This window comes from Paraburkholderia sp., from assembly GCF_035656215.1.
Classification (GTDB): domain Bacteria; phylum Pseudomonadota; class Gammaproteobacteria; order Burkholderiales; family Burkholderiaceae; genus Paraburkholderia.
Genome location: NZ_DASRSY010000196.1, coordinates 1 through 2,344 on the forward strand (window position 1 = coordinate 1; position 2,344 = coordinate 2,344).

The following is a 2,344-nucleotide window of genomic DNA, read 5'->3' on the forward strand; positions in this document are numbered from 1 at the left end:
GACTCCTTCTACAAATACCACGTCTTCTTCTGTCTCAATCAGCGCGATCCCGGTGCGGAGCGCCCGAGCTGCGCGAATTGCAACGCGCAGGCGATGCAGGAACACGCGAAAAAACGCGTGAAGCAACTCGGCCTTGCCGGCCCCGGCCAGGTGCGTATCAACAAGGCCGGCTGTCTCGAACGTTGCGAACTCGGCCCGGCGCTCGTCGTGTATCCGGAGGGCGTCTGGTACACGTATGTCGACGAGAGCGACATCGATGAAATTGTCGATTCGCACCTCGTGAACGGCAAGATTGTCGAGCGTCTGAAAATCGATCAATAAGCTTCGCCATGAACGTACATACAAAGAAATATCTGATCGAGGGCCCGGTCGGCAAGATCGAGGTCGCGCTGGATCTGCCCGACGAAATGCGCGAGAACGGCGCCGCGCCGCGCGGCATCGCGCTGGTCGCGCACCCGCATCCGCTGTTCGGCGGCACGATGGACAACAAGGTTGCGCAGACGCTCGCGCGCACGCTTGTGCAGTTGAACTACGTGACGTACCGCTCGAATTTCCGGGGTGTCGGCGAAACGCAAGGCGAGCATGACGCCGGCATCGGCGAACGCGATGACCTGCGCGCCGTGCTCGATCACATGCGCGCGCAAGCAGGACAGGGCGATCTGCCCCTCGTGCTGGCGGGTTTTTCGTTCGGCACTTTTGTGCTGTCGCACGTGGCCGCGAAGCTGCGCGAAGAAGGTCAGGCGATCGAGCGGATCGTGTTCGTCGGCACCGCGGCGAGCCGTTGGGAAGTCGCACCCGTGCCGGAAAACACGTTGCTGATTCACGGCGAAACCGACGATACCGTTCCCATTCAGTCGGTTTACGACTGGGCGCGGCCGCAGGAATTGCCAGTCGTCGTGATCCCGGGGGCAGAGCATTTTCTGCATCGCAAACTACACATCCTGAAGCGGATCATCGTCGACGCGTGGCGTTAATGGGCACGCGAGGGGCACGCGAGGGGCACGCGAGGGGCACACGCGGGGCCCGCGCGGGACGCGCCGCGCGTGTTTTCCGGGGTACAGGTACGTGCAAACGCAAATTAATCGCCGCCCTTCGGTCAAGGATACCAGGATAGCGCGCGTATAATGGGCGCTCTTTTTTGGGCGCAGCACATCGCCCACCCGGCGGTTCGCGCGACGCGTAGCTTCGCTGCGCGCGCAGCGGTGCCGGATGAGAGGCGTGCTGCGCGAACCGATCGCGTGGCCGGAAGTCCAATGGGCGCCGCGCCGTTTTTACGGCCTGACGCTCGCTGACCGGCTCCTCCAAACTATGCGCCCTGCGCGCGATGTATTTTTCCGCACGAATCGACCCTATGCGTTTCTCCACCTCCGGCCGCACGACATTCCCGTCAGTTTCTTCTTTCGTTCCCCATACGCTTAGCCGTGCCGTGACCCTCGGCATCGTGCTGCCGGCAATGCTCGTTGCCAGCACGGCGTTCGCGCAGGTGCCGCCGCCCGCGGTGAATGCGCGCTCGTGGGTGCTCGTGGATGCAACCAGCAATCAGATGCTCGCGTCGGGCAATGCCGACGAACGCGTCGAACCGGCCTCGCTGACCAAGCTGATGACCGCGTACCTCGTCTTCGAAGCACTGCAGACGAAGAAGATCACGATGGACCAGACGGTGATGCCGAGCGAAGCAGTGCGCCGCGTGCGCACCGACGAATCGCGCATGTTCATCGAAGCGAACAAGCCGGTGACCGTGCACGATCTGGTGTACGGCATGATCGTCCAGTCGGGCAACGACGCGGCGATCGCGCTGGCCGAACTGGCGGGCGGCAGCGAAGCACAGTTCGTCAACATGATGAACACCGAAGCGCAGCGCCTCGGCATGAAGCACACGCATTTCGCCGACGTGAACGGCATGCCCGACTCGCAGCACTACACCACGGCGGGCGACCTCGCGGTGCTGTCGGCCCGTCTGATTCGTGACTTCCCCGACTACTACAACATCTTCTCGGTCAAGGAATTCACGTACAACAAGATCAAGCAGCCGAACCGCAATCGTCTGCTGTGGATCGATCCGACAGTGGATGGCCTGAAGACCGGTCACACGCAAGCCGCTGGTTATTGCCTGATCGCCAGCGCGAAGCGTTCGCTGCCGGGCACGAGCGACGGGTCGCGCCGCCTCGTCTCGGTGATGATGGGCGAGACCAAGGAACACGACCGCGTGCAGGACAGCCTGAAGATGCTGAACTACGGCTACACCGCGTATGACACGGTGCGCCTGTACAAGGCGAATCAGGTGGTGGGCACGCCGCGCGTCTATAAGGGTGCGCAGGACACCGTGCAGATCGGCGTGAAGACC

At 62.7% G+C, this 2,344-nt stretch carries 3 protein-coding genes; all 3 read left to right on the forward strand.

Features of this window, described 5'->3' with window-relative positions:
- A partial coding sequence (locus tag VFE81_RS11145; protein ID WP_325044651.1) for a (2Fe-2S) ferredoxin domain-containing protein occupies window positions 1-321 on the forward strand: 321 nt, incomplete at its 5' end.
- A gap of 8 nt (window positions 322-329) precedes the next feature.
- Window positions 330-974 carry an alpha/beta hydrolase gene (locus VFE81_RS11150; RefSeq protein WP_325044652.1) on the forward strand — a complete coding sequence of 215 codons (645 nt, stop codon included), beginning with the start codon at window positions 330-332 and terminating at the stop codon, window positions 972-974.
- A gap of 377 nt (window positions 975-1,351) precedes the next feature.
- On the forward strand, window positions 1,352-2,344 hold a 993-nt coding region (locus VFE81_RS11155; protein ID WP_325044653.1), incomplete at its 3' end, for a D-alanyl-D-alanine carboxypeptidase family protein.